We start from the raw sequence: 15,235 nt of genomic DNA on the forward strand, positions 1-15,235 counted from the left end.
CATAAGAATATAAAAATGGAAAATGAATCAAGAACAATAAAATCATTTAAAAATGCATATTTTAATCTTTTTAATCAAATCTTTGCTGTTGTTATCCAATTTCTAATTAGAACGGTTTTTATAAAAACACTGTCTGATGAATATTTGGGCGTTAATGGTTTGTTTAGTAATATTTTATCGGTTCTTTCACTGGCTGAACTTGGTTTAGGAACTGCACTTATTACAAATATGTATGGACCTATTGCAAGAGATGAAAAAAAAGAAATTGTAAAATATTTTAAGGCTTATAAAAAAGTATATTCATATATTGGGATAATTATTGGTGTTGGAGGAATAATATTAACTCCATTTCTTAATTATCTACTTGCCGATGCTGAGAATATTCCACAATTAAAATTATTATTTTTATTATATTTGAGTGATACTGTCGCCACTTATTTTTTTGCTCAGTATAGAGCTTTATTTAGTGCTGACCAAAAAGACTTTATAAATGCTAATAATAGAACTATTTTTTTGATTATTCAGTCAATTGTACAAGTGTTAGTATTATTTGCTTTTCATAGTTTTATTTTATATATGTTAATTAAAATAATATGTAATTTATTATCTGGTTATGTGTTGTCATTAAAAGCAAAAAAACAATATCCTTATATATTATATTCTCAGGAGACAGATTCTTTAGATGAGGATGAAAAAAATCAATTAATAAAAGACTCTATTGGCGTTTTATCTACTAGAATTGAATTAACTGTATTAAATAGCACTGATACTATTATTCTTTCCAGTGTTCTTGGAAGTGTGATATCTGGAAGATACTCAAACTATAGTTTGATTGTATGCACGGTAAGCACAATGATTGGAATGATTTTTTCTTCCATGCAGGCTAGTATTGGTAATTATTGTGCACAAAAAGAAGTTATTGAGTCAAAGGAATTATATTTTAAAATTAATTATGTTTATTATTGTTTATATGGAGCTGCAACAATTTGTTTGATTGGGTTACTTACGCCTACAATTATTACTTGGCTTGGACATAAATTTGAATTGGAGCTAATTATTTCAGTAATAATATCACTTAACTTTTATTTCAGTAATTCCCGTCAAAGTAATTTACAGTTTATTACAATATACCATCTTTTGCCGAAGATAAATGTAAAAAATATATGCGAGGCAGTTATTAATTTAGGTGTTTCGCTTGTGTTAGTAAATAAAATTGGTTTGATTGGAATATTTATTGGAACTGCAGTAAGTCTTATTATTACTTCAGTTTGGTTTGAACCATATATATTATATAAATACAAATGGAAAAACGGTCTTGTAGTTTATTATTTGAATTATTTACTTCGTTTCATTATTGTTCTTGTTGGTTCTTATATAACTGTTAAAATTAATACATTGATATATAATGAGAATATTATGTCGCTTATTATGTGTTTTATTATTTCTATTATCATTTCAGTTGTATTTGTTACATTACCATTTATATATACAAAGGAATTTAAGTTTGCTTTTAATTCGTTAAAAAATGTTATTATGAGAGTGTTAAGGAGAAGAAAAAGTGGATAATCAGTATATGTATAAATTGACCATTATTATTCCAACCAAAAATCGTCAATTTTATTGCATCGAATCTATGAAGCAAATAATAGATGCTACTAATGAAAGTGTCCAAATAATTATTCAAGATAATAGCGATGATGAAAAACCATTAAAAGATTTTTGTGATAGATTATCACTAGAGCGAGTTTTGTATCATTATAATAATCGAGTTTTGTCTTTTGTTGATAATTTTAGTGAGGCTGTAGAGTTTTCTCTAGGTGAATATGTTTGTATGATTGGCGATGATGATGGTGTATTACCTAGAATAATGGATATTGTAGAAATTGCCCAAAAAGAGGATATTGATTGTTTTATTCCTGGATTAAATTCGGTATATTTTTGGCCTAGTGATCCTCCTATTGTTAAAGGTGCAATTAACGGTTATGAGTACATTTCATATCTAGATGATACTATTAGAGTTGTTAATCCACAAAAATCATTGAAAGCATTGCTTAAGAGGGGATTTCAAGATTACCAAAAATTGGATGTGCCTAGATTATATCACGGTTTGGTTCATAAAAGAGTTTTGAATCTGATTAAAAATAAGGCAGGAAAATATTTTGACGGATTAACACCAGATATGTTTATGGCTGTTGCGTTGTGTTTTGTTTGTAATAAGGTTCTTGCGCAAAATGTTCCTGTAACGATATCAGGGATATGTCCTAAAAGTGGTTCTTCTGCTTCTGCGTCGGGAGCTCATACAGGAAGTTTAAGTGATGCACCACATTTTATTGGACATAATAATTATGAGTGGGATAAGCGTATTCCTTATGTTTATTCTGTAGAAACAATATGGGCAGAAACGGGATTGAAATCTTTTGATATTTTTAATTCGGATAAATTAAGTATATCATTTGATTCGATGTATTTTTTGTCTCGTTTATGGGCAAAATATCCTCAATTTCATAATGAAATTGCTCTTAGTGCAAAAGAACAAAAAATAAGTGTTTATAAGATTTGTTTATATTCTTATTATATTCGTATTTATCAATTATTTAAAAAAGTTATAAAACGGATAATGAGAAAGAAAAAAGATGTCATAAGGTTTTATGAAATATTTGATATGGTAAGTGCAGCAGAAAAAGCTGATAATTATATTATAAATTTTACTGAAAGGGTGTTGTGATATGAGTGATTTTACAGGAAAAACATTGTTAATAACAGGAGGAACGGGAAGCTTTGGAAATACAGTACTAAAACATTTTTTAACTACTGATATTGGAGAAATTCGTATTTTTTCTCGAGATGAAAAAAAACAAGATGATATGCGTCATGAATTACAACTTAAGTATCCTGACTTTGCAAATAAAGTAAAGTTTTATATTGGTGATGTAAGAGAGTTACAATCTATAAGAGATGCGATGCCAGGTGTCGATTTTATTTTTCATGCGGCTGCTCTTAAACAGGTGCCATCCTGTGAGTTTTTTCCGATGCAAGCTGTTAAAACTAACATAGAAGGTACTGATAATATGTTACATGCTGCAATCGAGGCTGGAGTGAAACGTGTAGTCTGCTTAAGTACTGATAAGGCAGCATATCCAATTAATGCTATGGGAATTTCAAAAGCTATGATGGAACATGTTATTACAGCTAATGCACGTGTTGCAGCGGAAAGAGGCGATACAATAATTTGTTGTACACGTTATGGTAATGTTATGTGTTCAAGAGGATCAGTTATACCTCTTTTTATTGATCAGATTCGTGCTGGTAAACCAATTACAATTACAAATCCTGAAATGACAAGATTTCTTATGAATCTGGATGAGGCTGTTGATTTAGTTAAATTTGCGTTTGAGCATGCTGAACCGGGCGATTTGTTTGTTCAAAAAGCTGATGCAAGTACGATTGGTGATTTAGCTAAAGCTGTTCAAAAACTGTTTGGGGATACAGGTACTCGAATTATTGGTACTCGTCATGGCGAGAAATTATATGAAACATTGCTTACCACAGAGGAACGTTTACGTTCTGAGGATATGGGGCAATATTTCAGAGTATCTGCTGATAATAGAGATCTTAATTATGATAAGTATTTTATTAAAGGACAAGTTCAAACACAGGCTGATGAAGCGTATACAAGTCATAACACAACTAGATTAGATATTGAAGGAACCGTAAACAAATTATTAACAACAGATTATGTTAATGAGCAACTACATATAGATTAATAAATGGGGGGATTAATATGCGCTTTCTTATTCTCGGCTGTAATGGTATGGCTGGTCACACCATAAGCTTATATTTAAAGGAGAAGGGACATGATGTTTTTGGTTTTGATCGTTCTCCTTCCAAATTTATAAATTCTGTTGCTGGTGATGCGATGGAGGAATCATTTATCAAAGAACTTATTGGTTATAATAAGTACGATACTGTAATAAACTGTATTGGTTTATTAAATCAATTTGCAGAAAATAATAAATCTAGTGCTGTTTATTTAAATTCTTATTTTCCACATCAACTTGCAGAACTAACGGCTGATACAGATACTCAAATCATACATATGAGTACGGATTGTGTCTTTAGTGGTGAACGTGGTCAATATACAGAAGAAGATTTAAGAGATGGAAGAACATTTTATGATCGAACCAAGGCACTTGGGGAGCTTGAAGATAATAAAAATATTACTCTTCGAAATTCTATTGTAGGACCTGATATTAATCCTAATGGCATAGGGCTTCTTAATTGGTTTATGCAACAAAATGGGGATGTGACTGGATATACAGGTGCTATGTGGACTGGACAGACTACCCTTCAATTGGCTAAAACAATGGAGGTGGCTGCTCAAGAGAGGGCATATGGATTGTTTAATACGGTTCCTGAAAGTAGTATTTCAAAATGTGATCTTCTTGTTCTTTTTAATAAGTATATTCGTAAAAATAAAGTAAATATTATACCTGTTGATAGAATGGCTGCGGACAAATCTTTAAAAAGAACGAGATGGGATTTTAGCTATAAAATTCCTGATTATGAATTTATGGTGGCTGAACTTGCTGAATGGATGAGAGCTCATAAGGAATTATATCCACATTATGAGCTTTAAAATGTATAATGTATAATCGAGGATATGATGAAAATGAATAAATTGAAATTGATGACTATAATTGGAACACGACCAGAAATAATAAAGATGTCTGAAATAATTAAAAAATCAGATAAGTACTTTAATCAAGTAATAGTACACACAGGTCAAAATTATGATTATGAATTAAATAAAGTTTTTTTTGACAATCTGGAAATTCGTGAACCTGATTATTATCTTGGAGTGGTGGGCGATAATCTTGGACAGACAATGGGGAATATTATTTCCAAGTCTTATGACTTGATGGTAAAAGTTAAACCAGATGCTATAATTGTTCTAGGTGATACAAATTCTTGCCTTTGTGTTATAAGTGCTAAACGACTGAAAATTCCTATTTTTCATATGGAAGCTGGAAATAGATGTAAAGATGAGAACCTACCAGAAGAGGTGATAAGACGTATAGTTGATGTTACTAGTGACATAAATCTATGTTATTCTGAACATGCTAGAAGATATATTCTTGATAGTGGAGTAAAACCTGAATATACATTTGTCGTTGGGTCTCCAATGGCAGAGGTGCTTGATATATATAAAAAGAGTATTCAAAATAGTACAGTACTTGAAGATCTAGGACTAATAAGTGGAAGGTATATTTTATTATCTGCGCATCGCGAAGAAAATATTGATATAGAATCAAATTTCTTTAGTCTTATGAATGCAGTGAATGCGATGGCTGAAAAGTATGATATGCCAATTCTTTATTCATGTCATCCGAGAAGTAAAAAGTATATAGATGAAAGAAATTTCAAGTTTGATAAAAGAGTGATACAGCATAAGCCTTTAGGTTTCTTTGATTATAATAAGTTACAGCAAAATGCTTTTTGTGTTGTTAGTGATAGTGGTACTGTTCCAGAAGAAGGAGCATATTTTAAATTTCCTGCAGTTTCTATAAGAACTAGTACAGAACGCCCTGAAGCAATGGATAAAGGGGTGTTTACGATTGGATCTATAACAACTGAACTGGTTCTTCAAGCTGTTGATTTGGCTGTATCTATGCATGCAAATGGAGATGATGCTATTGATGTTCCTGCTTATTGTGATAAAAATGTAAGTACTAAAGTTGTTAAAATTATTCAAAGTTATACAGGTATAATTAATAAAATGGTTTGGAGAAAAAATCCCATTATATAGTTTTGTCTAAATAAAATCAAAGGCTTATTTGCTTTTGATTTTATTTAGACTACATGTGTTAATTGACATGTGTTAATTGACATATTCTCGTAGAATATATAACTAAAAAGGGAGATACCGTTATTATGAAAATGAAAACAGCAAGAAATGCTCTAAAAGGGTATACATATCAAAATTATTTTTTTGTTTATCTGTTATCAAAAATGGATACAGAAAGGAATATAGAAATAATTATATCTGAAGCTACAGATACTCAAAATTTTGATGATTTCTATATAAAACTTTCTTCCGGTGTTGAGTACCGTATTCAAGTAAAAAACTATGACAAGTTAAATATTCAGGATTTAAAAATTGACAAAAAAAATGATATGTTCATTATAAAATCTAATAAAAATAGTTATAATCCGGAAGATAATAATATTGTGATTGTGAATTCTGATTTATTAGATTATTGTACCACCAAAGTGTTTGGGTTACCCGCATTTAAGATTGGTGAAATTAATGTGATTCCATTTCCTGAAAAAAATATTTCTGATGAATTGGATAAAATGTTTGAAAGTGAGGGGCGGGAGCTTCAGATAATCCAATTTGCAAACGAGTTAATATGTTCAGAGAAATTTGAAATACATATTGATAATTTACCACCGATTATAAGATTTTCTACAGATTTAGAACAAAATACAGTACTCATTCGTGAATTTAATAAACCTCTTAGTAATGGAATAACTTTTATAGAAGGAAAAGCTGGAGTGGGAAAGAGTCATTACGCAAATGAAATAATAGAACAATATCCAAATTCAATAATATATAGGTTTTGGATAAGTTCAAAAGATTCACAATTGACAGCTCGACTAAGATTTGATGTTTTTTTGGAACAAATTGGAATAGAAGTTTTTAATTCTCCAAAATCATTTTCTATAAACGAACTAATAGCTGAACTCGAAAAAACCAATAAAATATTAATTGTAGATGGATTAGATCATGTTGAGAATTATAACCCAATTGAATTAGACAAGTTTATTGATTTTTTTGAATTGTTAAATACATCGAAAGTGTCTGTCTTATTGTTATCCAGACCTTTAAGGAGGAAGATAATATGGAATAAGCTTGAATTGACTAACTGGTCTATGGATGAAACCTTTTTATATTTGTATTTGACATATGGTATAAATGATTATCATTTAAAGAATAATATATATAAATTAACTAAAGGTTATCCTATTATTATATATTATGTTGCTGAACATTATAAAAAAAGGGGAGAACTAGGTTTTGATAATCCAATAAGTGATATATCTGATTATTATGATAAATTACTCACAAATATTAAAGTAAAAGAATTATTAGGTGTTTTTGCAAATAATAATAGTTTTTTTACATATAAAGAATTGGGAGACTTTTCAGGTGCTTTTTTTTCTTCAATAAATAGTTTTATAGAGGATTATCCGTATCTTTTTAATATCGAAGTCAATAGGGTGTCTTTGTTTCATGACAGTTTTAATACTTATTTGCGCAATAGCTTTATTAAATCGCCGGATTTAAGCAAAATAATTATTAATAAGGTATGTGAATCGCTATATTCTGGAGAAGTTGAATATATGGCAAGAGTTTCATCTTTTATGTTAGATGAATCTGTTATTTCTAAACTTATTAGTCAATATTCTGATTTTGATTTTTTTGAAAAATTAATTAATAAGACTATTGATTTTAATTCGCTTTTTTCTTTTTATGATCAATTAAGATATTTATTAGAATGTAGGGCAAATATTCTAAATGTATATCAATATTATTCGTTTGCATTGATATATCAAATTGTCTCAAGAAATGATCTTATAGGATATGAAAACCATATTTATCAAGTATTATTATATCTTAATAAACAAGATGATATAGAAAATAGTATTTTTAGCTCAGGTATTATATGGAATGTATATTTGACATGTAAGTATAAATCAGACAAATACTTAAAACGTTTCTTTTCAAATACCATGTATGGTGCTAATCAAATTGATGACGCTATAAGATCCATATTAGATGAGGATAGTTTTTATGAATGCTTCGATAAAGAACCGGAATATCCACAAATACTAGATAAAATAAATCAAACTGATATTGATACAATAGAAAAGAGAGATTTAATTATTGATTATCTTGTTAGTATTTGGATACATAAAAAAATAGATTATCCATTGTTTATGGAAATTAATGAGTATATTGAAAACAATGATGATAAGGCTATAAATAAAAAGTTATTTAATAAATATATTAAAGATAGATTTTGGGTTGAAAGTATATGTAAAGCAGTAAGATATAAGCTTCATGAATTAGGATTCTTTGAGGAAAATAATATTTTTAGAAATTATAGTTCTGTAAAAGAGATAATAAATAATAAAGCTTGTGAAGGTTCTTTTAATGTTTCTTCGTATTTACTCTCATATATTCGGCTCTCAAATCATGATAATAAATCTATTGATATTAATAATATTAATTATTTTTGGATGATGTATTATCAAAGAAAAGATTATAGTGTTCATACCATAGATGTGGCTTTATATATATTTGAAAAACATGGTTTTTTAGATGAAGATGATTCTGTTTGTATAATTAATCGATTAATGAATCAGTCTGAAAAAGGGATACGCCATCTATTAGCTACCTATATAAATTTAAAAGGTCCTGAATTTACAAATAAACTAGTTGAAACAAATAAGATTTATGATAATAATCTAAAAATCAATTGGTTAGAAATCAGCCCGGAAAATATTAATTGTTTACCAAAGTGCTTTATAAATGAGATTATAAATGAGTTAATAAGTATCCATTATAATACAAAGCATATAGATGGTTGGGATATAAAAGAAGCATTAAAATCAAGGTATAGCAAAATGTTTGTTGATGCTCTTGATTACTATGATATAGCTGTATATGGTGGTTTATCAGAAAATGAAATTAATATATTAGAGTCTGCTGGCGTTCAATATTTAAGCGATGAAAGTAGTTCGTTAAAAAAAGAATATGTACCTTTCGAACATGGATATATTGGAGAAGAAGACTTTGACTATATAAAAAAAAGCGGAATGTCAGCATTGGAATGTTCGCGTTATGCAGATGGTTCATTTTCTTGTTTGCCATATGTTGAAATATATGATTTTTTTGACAAAGTTGTAATAAAAAAAGAATATCTTGCAATAATACATCAGGCTCTGTTTGCACGTGTTATAGATAAACAACATATTGGTAATTGGAACGAAATTATCGGTAATATACCAAACCTTATAGATCATTATGATATAGAAATAGAATGGAATAAACTTTTCTGTATATTTGTTAGATTCTTAGATTTGTCAGAAATATACTATCCGGATAGTTTATTAAAACTTATAAAGGGGGACAGCCATAATGCGTGAGAATTCCCCCTCAAAAGATTATATTGATTTTATTTGTGCTCTCTATGGAGATGTTTATGATGATAGATTAGAAGATTCAAAACCACCAACTGCAGGATACGAATCTCGTGTACCTGGTTCAGATTGGTCACCGGGAAAGTTTTCAATGCATAAAAGTCTTCAAGTTTTTCAAAAAGAATTAGAAGAAAAAGGTATAAAAATGTCAACATCGAAAATAAGAAAAATACTTATTACTGGTGGATGTTGGTCAACGGAAAGAAGTAGAGAAGTGGAACGACTTTTTAAGCTTTATACATTATCTGTATCAAATGGTGGATTAGGATTTAAAGAAGATATAGCTATAAAAAGAATAGCAAATGAACTTAAAGTAAGTGTTGCCACTGTAACTATAAATCTTCCTTATATCAGTGTTGTATATAATCTTGAACATAAGAGTAAAAATGCAGTTCGATGTGAAGAATATAAAAAAAGAAAACAGATTAAAAAGTAGTTGAGTTAAAAAACGCTTGCATTCCCGGAAATTTTCTGATATTATTTCTATCGTAAACGGTGCGTTTAAGATAGAAAGGAAACACATCATGAGAAGCAAGAGTAAGGAATTAATGCTTAAAATTCGAGACTTCGCAGAACAGTTTACTCTAGAATACTCGCGTACGCCGTCCACAGCTGAGATAGGCGAAGCACTTGGCATCAGCAAAGCAACGGCTTTCAATTATCTGAAGGAGATGCATCAGCAGGGGATGATCACATATGAAGAAGGTGTGCTTCAAACAAGGGTTACGAATAAGCTGAATGCAGAGACTGTAAATATACCTATAGTGGGAGTTATTCCTTGTGGTTCTCCGGAAGAACAGATTGAGAATACGGAAGAGTATATAACATTGCCAAAGTCCTTGCTTGGAAGTGGAGATTTCTTTATTCTCCGAGCAAGTGGTGACTCTATGGTGGATGCCGGAATTAATAGTGGTGACTTGGTTATTGTAAGAAAGCAGCTTGAAGCAAATCCGGGAGACATTGTAGCGGCTCTTGTAGATGGTGGAAGTACTTTGAAACGCCTGAGTTACAATAAGGCTACAAGAAAGTATTTTTTACTGCCTGAGAATAAAAAGAAAAACTATCTTCCAATAGAGGGAAAAGACGGGAATATTCAGGGGGTAGCAATAAAAGTATTGAAGGACTTGTAGCGGACTATTATCTGCTGTGATCCTTGGTTGGTGGTGACTGAGGTGTAACAGTCCTGAACCGACAAAGCGGGTTCTTGTACAACTATATATCTGTTAGCAGCGTTGCTTTGACGCTTCGGAATGGCTAATAGACTTCTCATCAACGGTTTTGTTTCCCTTATCCGTATGAGTGATTAATAATCATTTTTTTATGGAGGAATTTTGATGAGCGTAGCAAAGAACGACGCAGAGTATTGTGTGACTTGTCCTAAATGTGCCAAAGTCATACAGAAAACATTTGCAACAGATTCTTTTATCAAGTGTCCTAAATGTGGATTTGATTACTATTCATATGTTAATGACGGAGTGGCTATATCCGTGGATAGATCTAAGTATGTTAGTGATAATACAAGAAAGACTATACTGTTATATGCCAGAGCACTTACTAAACTTGAAAAAGACCATGTACTAACCGACTGATAAGAGAAAACTGAAGAAAAGAGTGATTTGATGAATTCGTTGTACTGACAAGTGATCAGAAGTTCGGCATCATATCGCGAGAGTTTGTCGAGAGACTATATTTGACATTGAATCATCAGAAGTCCGGCAAAACGTGTTAAGACCATTTTGGTTTTATATCGTTTTGCCGGACTTTTTTTGTAAAAAAATTTTGAAAAATACATATTATTTGTTGTAAAACATCCTGCGTTTCGTGGGATAAGTGAAGAACTGTGCCAAGGGTACAGTTACAGGTAAAGAGATTTACAGATAAGAGGAAGATTTCTATCCGGACTATCTGAAAACTAAATAAAAACTTTGGAGGTGAGGCTCACCCAAATAAAAAAAACGGGTGAGTCAAAATCCTCTTCTTTGCGTGCAAATATGTGTTGATGGCCACCCGTAGAAAGGTGGTCATTATGACATTAAAGGAACTTTATTCACAGGTTAGAGGTGGAAAAGCAAAAGGACAGCTTGGAAAGTATCAGCTTCTTTCAAGACATGAGAGACAGCTTGCTAAGTATGTAACAACTATGGGAGGAGGATCTATCAAGGTCTGTATCAGAGTATTTGAGAGTGGTTATGTTCTCTATGAGGAGGATGAGAAGTTCACTGTGTTCCATCTCAGTGAAATCGTAAATAAGAATATGGAATACGACACTACTGATTCAACTCTGGTTTCAAGGAAAGAGAGAAACATACAGTCTGAAGTTTTAATGAGTTCAGAGTGGTATGTCAGAATCATCCTCGAAGGAAATGATCGTATCATGCGTAACCGTGAAAAGGTAGAGGCTGATCATACGGAGTTCTCATACAGTGGAATATCTGAGGATATGGCACAGCTTGGAACATCAGATGATTATCTGAAAGAAATTATCAAAGAACTGGATCATCAGAAGATGCTTGAGATATTCTAAATTGTAAAGAATTCAATGAAGCCTATTAAGTGGGAAATCTTTGTAAAAATCATGGGTGATGGAAAGACTCAGGTTGAAATAGCTCCACTCTTTGGAAAGACTCAGCAGGCGGTCAGCAGACATTATGTTGATGCAAAGAAGATAGTAGAAGCACTTCGTGAGCAGCTTAAAGAGATGTATTACGAAGATTAATTGGTTGCAGGAAAAATATTTTATAAAAATTCGCAAATTATGTTGTTAAACACTTTGCGTTTCGTGTGATAGGTGAGAGTCGTTTATTCAAGGCTTCTCATTTATCGAACATTTACAACTGAATAGCCTGCAACCGACGAAGATATTCCTATGGACGCTTATCCGATAGAAACTATTGCATTCTGCGAAGCTTTCGGACTTGCCCATGGTGGACGCCGCAGAGATCCTGGGGCAGGGAACGGCACGGTTTAGCAGGTGTGCGAGAACTATTATAGATGAAAAAGATGACAATACCTCCGGTTCGACTTCTTTTGTGGAGCCGGAGGATTACACATGAAACAAAAAGGATGTGGTTTGAAATGAAAAGTATTGATAAAACAGGTGCTACAGTAACTGAAATCATAGGAATTGACCACGGATGGAGTTATATCAAGACAGTGGGTACTGTCTTTAAAAGCGGAGTAAAGGAAATAAGTACTGAGCCCGCTTTTTTTGATGATGTACTGGGATATAAAGGGAAGTTCTACAAGGTTGGAACAAGTCGTATGGAAGTAAAGAGGAACAAGGTTGTAACACCTGATTATTACTACCTGACATTGGCAGCCATTGCTAAAGAATTAAAAATCAGAAAAAAGCATGATGCACATGTAGTAATAGCAGCAGGGCTTCCAGCTTCCAGATATGGAGATGAAAAGAAAGATTTTCAAAAATATCTGACTCAGAATAATGAGATTATCTTCAAATATGAAGAAGAGAATTTCCATATATGGATTGATAAAGCTTTTATATATCCCCAGTGTTATCCGGCAGTGATAGACAGTCTGCCGATGTTTGGTTCTAAAGTTGTTGTAGTAGATATAGGAAGCTGGACCATAGATATCGTTCCGGTAATAAATCGTAAGCCGGATGAATCAGGTATCAGTTCTATACCTCAGGGAATCATAACCTGTATGAGGGCAATTAATAAGGAATGTATTAGACGGTTCGGAGAGCAGATAGTGATGATTATTTGAAAGATATTGATCGTAAAGAATTAGGATTTGTTGCGTTAAATGAATATGATAGCTATTTGGATGAGATTCTTGATGATTCAGATTTTAAAAAATCAGTTATTGAAATATTTGATGACATTAACAGTTTATATTCTAATTATGAAGATATTTCAAATATAGTTGACCAATGCTTAAGTATTATAAAGAATAATATGGATAATGTTGTATTAAAAAAAGTATCAATGTGTTTTAAAGACTATAATGATTTTCCGTTGCCTGAAGATACTAGTGCTATCACTATTGATGAAATCGATGATATTGTTTGTTGGTTTGAAGAGCAACAGGATTATTATAATGAATTATCTGATATAGAAAGATTGCCAGATAATTTAAAATATGGAGATAATATATGTATAAGAATTAATGATCAAGTATATTATCTTAAATTAGAAAGTTTGTTGGGCCCCTTATCTGAGGGAGAACAAGAGACTATAGAAGTGAAAATTATAGATGAAAATAATAATATTATTTCAAAAGGAACCATAATTTTAACAGTGGGATATCTGAACTTTGATGAAGAAGGATGTGCTAGTGATGGCCTTGAAGATGATGTTGAATTTTCGTGTTCCGATATAGTTTCAAAGCTAAATTCATTGAAAGATGAATTAAAATCTAATATAGAAAAAAATTTAGAGGGTTATGAGAAATTAAAAAAGATTATATCATAAAAGCATTTTTTCCATATTTATATGTGTTGACTGAAAATATAATGAAAAACTGACAAGGTTTGGCTTTTTTCTTTAGAATATGTTATCGAGTGGTACTACTAAGGGAATATTATTATATGTTCTTATGGTTGCATCTCTTAAGGAAGGATTTGATCTGCTTATTGATGAAGTAGAAAATCATTTTCATAAAACGCTTGTTGAAAACATGATAAGTTTATATAAAGATAAAAGTGTCAACAGAAACAACGCAACTTTAATATTTACTACCCATTATTGCGAAGTGCTTGATCAGATGGGAAGGCAGGATAATATATGGATCTGTAAATCAGGAGTACAGGTTTCTCTCTCCAACATGTATGAAGATTATCAGATAAGACCAGAACTTTTAAAGAGTAAACAATATTATAATAACGCTTTTCAAACAGCTGTTGATTATAATGCTCTTATGAATCTGAAGAGGAAACTAAAATCATGATAAGACTCATTATGTGTGAGGGTCCGAATGAACTGGAGATCATGAGGATTCTCATAAGAAATGACAAGCTGATTTTTGGAGAGGATGAACCAAAGGATTTTGCAAAAAAACATATTAAATGTGGCAGACGACAATATGATAACAGTACTCAGTTTTTTACAGATTATTATGGATCTGATCCAGATAAACTGGTCGAAGCAATTAAGGAGTACAAAAGAATAAAAGGCAAACACAAGAAAGATGAATTGTATCTTGTGGATTTGTTGAAATAGTTGAATAAAAATGTATGTGAAGCCGTTTCGGAGTGTAAAAAACTCCGGAGCGGCTTTTTGTTTTAACCGGAAAGGGGATGATTAAGTTGGAGATAAGAAGTAAGTGGTAAACCACTCGTGTACTTCTAAATTACAGCCACACCCGAAGGGATGGCTGTAAAAGTTACTTATTGATTTGTTTTCGACAGCTGTCAGGTAAGGCTGTTGACCATGGCAGTAGATTTTTTATGTATGTTTCAAGAGCATCATCCTGATGTTTCAGGATTAAGAATCTTTCACCTGAAGAACGTCTAAAGGAACGTCAGGCTAATATAAAGCCCCTTGTAGACGAATACTTTGCGTGGGTGAAAACTGTTCTTAATACAATGCTTCCAAAGGGTAAAACAGCGTCAGGTCTTAATTACAGTATCAATCAGTAAAAACAACTCAGAGTCTTCCTGGAAGATGGGGAAGTTCCTATTGATAACTCAGCATCTGAAAGAGCTATCAGGACCTTCTGTGTTGGAAAGAAGAACTGGTTGTTCTTTGATTCCATACGTGGAGCAGATTCAGGAGCTGCAATATACAGTATTACTGAAACAGCGAAGCTCAATGATTTACGCCCTTATAAATATCTTGAATATCTACTTACAGAGCTTCCAAAGCTCTGTGATGACAAAGGAAATATAGACATTACAAAACTGGATCCGCTGATGCCGTGGGCTACCGAACTACCAGATGAATGTCGGAAACCGCGCCGCTAGTCAGCGGCGTATTTTAATGGGGAGCGCATGGTTTGACGCTTA

16 protein-coding genes and 1 pseudogene are annotated in these 15,235 nt (G+C 31.7%); all 17 read left to right on the forward strand.

Features of this window, described 5'->3' with window-relative positions; genetic code table 11:
* The first annotated feature begins 15 nt into the window (after positions 1-15).
* The 17 genes and pseudogenes from B5D25_RS04460 to B5D25_RS12715 all read left to right on the forward strand — a co-directional run bounded on the left by B5D25_RS04460 (position 16) and on the right by B5D25_RS12715 (position 15,193).
* Positions 16-1,566 (forward strand): lipopolysaccharide biosynthesis protein, encoded by a 1,551-nt coding sequence (locus tag B5D25_RS04460; protein ID WP_078786757.1) that lies wholly within the window; start codon positions 16-18, stop codon positions 1,564-1,566.
* A complete protein-coding gene (locus B5D25_RS04465) occupies positions 1,559-2,725 on the forward strand; it encodes a glycosyltransferase family 2 protein (protein WP_078786758.1) in 1,167 nt (388 codons plus the stop codon). Before B5D25_RS04460 ends, B5D25_RS04465 begins: the two co-directional genes overlap by 8 nt.
* A gap of 1 nt (position 2,726) precedes the next feature.
* Positions 2,727-3,764: a polysaccharide biosynthesis protein gene (locus B5D25_RS04470; protein WP_078786759.1), complete on the forward strand. Its 1,038-nt coding sequence runs from the start codon at positions 2,727-2,729 to the stop codon at positions 3,762-3,764.
* A gap of 17 nt (positions 3,765-3,781) precedes the next feature.
* On the forward strand, positions 3,782-4,636 hold the full coding sequence (locus B5D25_RS04475; RefSeq protein WP_078786760.1) for an SDR family oxidoreductase: 855 nt from the start codon (positions 3,782-3,784) through the stop codon (positions 4,634-4,636).
* A gap of 33 nt (positions 4,637-4,669) precedes the next feature.
* Positions 4,670-5,806, forward strand: coding sequence for a non-hydrolyzing UDP-N-acetylglucosamine 2-epimerase (gene wecB, locus B5D25_RS04480; RefSeq protein WP_078786962.1), 1,137 nt, complete (start codon positions 4,670-4,672; stop codon positions 5,804-5,806).
* Between the two features lie 125 nt (positions 5,807-5,931).
* On the forward strand, positions 5,932-9,213 hold the full coding sequence (locus B5D25_RS04485) for an AAA family ATPase (protein ID WP_078786761.1): 3,282 nt from the start codon (positions 5,932-5,934) through the stop codon (positions 9,211-9,213).
* Positions 9,206-9,703: a hypothetical protein gene (locus tag B5D25_RS04490; RefSeq protein ID WP_078786762.1), complete on the forward strand. Its 498-nt coding sequence runs from the start codon at positions 9,206-9,208 to the stop codon at positions 9,701-9,703. Before B5D25_RS04485 ends, B5D25_RS04490 begins: the two co-directional genes overlap by 8 nt.
* 88 nt (positions 9,704-9,791) lie before the next feature.
* Positions 9,792-10,397 (forward strand): transcriptional repressor LexA, encoded by a 606-nt coding sequence (gene lexA, locus B5D25_RS04495; protein ID WP_078786763.1) that lies wholly within the window; start codon positions 9,792-9,794, stop codon positions 10,395-10,397.
* A gap of 204 nt (positions 10,398-10,601) precedes the next feature.
* Entirely contained in the window at positions 10,602-10,856 is a 255-nt protein-coding gene (locus B5D25_RS04500; RefSeq protein ID WP_078786764.1) for a hypothetical protein, read from the forward strand.
* A gap of 437 nt (positions 10,857-11,293) precedes the next feature.
* Positions 11,294-11,791 carry a hypothetical protein gene (locus tag B5D25_RS04505; RefSeq protein ID WP_078786765.1) on the forward strand — a complete coding sequence of 166 codons (498 nt, stop codon included), beginning with the start codon at positions 11,294-11,296 and terminating at the stop codon, positions 11,789-11,791.
* Positions 11,792-11,806: 15 nt separating this feature from the next.
* On the forward strand, positions 11,807-11,983 hold the full coding sequence (locus B5D25_RS12845; protein ID WP_159444081.1) for a hypothetical protein: 177 nt from the start codon (positions 11,807-11,809) through the stop codon (positions 11,981-11,983).
* A 359-nt stretch (positions 11,984-12,342) separates the two neighbouring features.
* Positions 12,343-12,996, forward strand: coding sequence for a ParM/StbA family protein (locus tag B5D25_RS04510; protein WP_090348104.1), 654 nt, complete (start codon positions 12,343-12,345; stop codon positions 12,994-12,996).
* A complete protein-coding gene (locus B5D25_RS04515; RefSeq protein WP_078786767.1) occupies positions 12,993-13,703 on the forward strand; it encodes a hypothetical protein in 711 nt (236 codons plus the stop codon). The genes B5D25_RS04510 and B5D25_RS04515 overlap by 4 nt, the downstream gene beginning before the upstream one ends.
* Positions 13,704-13,782: 79 nt before the next feature.
* Entirely contained in the window at positions 13,783-14,178 is a 396-nt protein-coding gene (locus B5D25_RS04520; protein WP_078786768.1) for an AAA family ATPase, read from the forward strand.
* The gene (locus B5D25_RS04525) at positions 14,175-14,450 is read left to right on the forward strand and encodes a hypothetical protein (RefSeq protein WP_078786769.1); all 276 of its coding nucleotides are present in this window, start codon (positions 14,175-14,177) and stop codon (positions 14,448-14,450) included. Before B5D25_RS04520 ends, B5D25_RS04525 begins: the two co-directional genes overlap by 4 nt.
* 263 nt (positions 14,451-14,713) lie before the next feature.
* A pseudogene (locus tag B5D25_RS13230) lies at positions 14,714-14,986 on the forward strand (IS66 family transposase); the annotation flags it as partial.
* A complete protein-coding gene (locus B5D25_RS12715) occupies positions 14,969-15,193 on the forward strand; it encodes a transposase domain-containing protein (protein WP_176755071.1) in 225 nt (74 codons plus the stop codon). The pseudogene B5D25_RS13230 and the gene B5D25_RS12715, both read left to right, overlap by 18 nt.
* The last annotated feature ends 42 nt before the right edge of the window (positions 15,194-15,235 follow it).

Origin of the sequence: Eubacterium ruminantium, from assembly GCF_900167085.1 — a bacterium.
In the GTDB taxonomy this organism is placed as follows: domain Bacteria; phylum Bacillota; class Clostridia; order Lachnospirales; family Lachnospiraceae; genus Eubacterium_Q; species Eubacterium_Q ruminantium.

Coding starts and splice junctions, on each gene's coding strand:
- B5D25_RS12845 (WP_159444081.1), top strand. CDS start 11,807: ATGAAGCCTATTAAGTGGGAAATCTTTGTAAAAATCATGGGTGATGGA.
- B5D25_RS04485 (WP_078786761.1), top strand. CDS start 5,932: ATGAAAATGAAAACAGCAAGAAATGCTCTAAAAGGGTATACATATCAA.
- B5D25_RS04525 (WP_078786769.1), top strand. CDS start 14,175: ATGATAAGACTCATTATGTGTGAGGGTCCGAATGAACTGGAGATCATG.
- B5D25_RS04510 (WP_090348104.1), top strand. CDS start 12,343: ATGAAAAGTATTGATAAAACAGGTGCTACAGTAACTGAAATCATAGGA.
- B5D25_RS04460 (WP_078786757.1), top strand. CDS start 16: ATGGAAAATGAATCAAGAACAATAAAATCATTTAAAAATGCATATTTT.
- lexA (WP_078786763.1), top strand. CDS start 9,792: ATGAGAAGCAAGAGTAAGGAATTAATGCTTAAAATTCGAGACTTCGCA.
- wecB (WP_078786962.1), top strand. CDS start 4,670: ATGAATAAATTGAAATTGATGACTATAATTGGAACACGACCAGAAATA.
- B5D25_RS04470 (WP_078786759.1), top strand. CDS start 2,727: ATGAGTGATTTTACAGGAAAAACATTGTTAATAACAGGAGGAACGGGA.
- B5D25_RS04520 (WP_078786768.1), top strand. CDS start 13,783: ATGTTATCGAGTGGTACTACTAAGGGAATATTATTATATGTTCTTATG.
- B5D25_RS04500 (WP_078786764.1), top strand. CDS start 10,602: ATGAGCGTAGCAAAGAACGACGCAGAGTATTGTGTGACTTGTCCTAAA.
- B5D25_RS04490 (WP_078786762.1), top strand. CDS start 9,206: ATGCGTGAGAATTCCCCCTCAAAAGATTATATTGATTTTATTTGTGCT.
- B5D25_RS04475 (WP_078786760.1), top strand. CDS start 3,782: ATGCGCTTTCTTATTCTCGGCTGTAATGGTATGGCTGGTCACACCATA.
- B5D25_RS04505 (WP_078786765.1), top strand. CDS start 11,294: ATGACATTAAAGGAACTTTATTCACAGGTTAGAGGTGGAAAAGCAAAA.